Source organism: Algoriphagus pacificus, from assembly GCF_017254845.1.
In the GTDB taxonomy this organism is placed as follows: Bacteria; Bacteroidota; Bacteroidia; order Cytophagales; family Cyclobacteriaceae; genus Algoriphagus; species Algoriphagus pacificus.
The window spans coordinates 1-207 of sequence record NZ_JAFKCU010000050.1; the positions used below are offsets into that span (position 1 = coordinate 1).

A 207-nucleotide genomic window follows, 5' to 3' on the forward strand; every position below is an offset into this window, starting at 1 on the left:
TGATTTCTACGATATCTCCACTGCCCGGAGTGATCGGCAATGTGCCTACGAAAGGAGTGCCCGGTGTTACCGTGAAACTCACGTCATCTACAGTTGAGCTTTGGTTCACGCTTACTGTAATGATCCCCGTATCGCTCAGGCCATTTTCATCCGTTACTTCATAAGGGATGGTAAAACTTGTCGGACCTGTGTATCCCGCTGGAACAT

General features: G+C 48.8%; 1 protein-coding gene. It reads right to left on the minus strand.

Going from position 1 to position 207, the window contains the following annotated elements:
- The coding region (locus tag J0A69_RS22540) for a hypothetical protein (protein WP_206588868.1) at positions 1–207 on the minus strand (207 nt) is incomplete at both ends.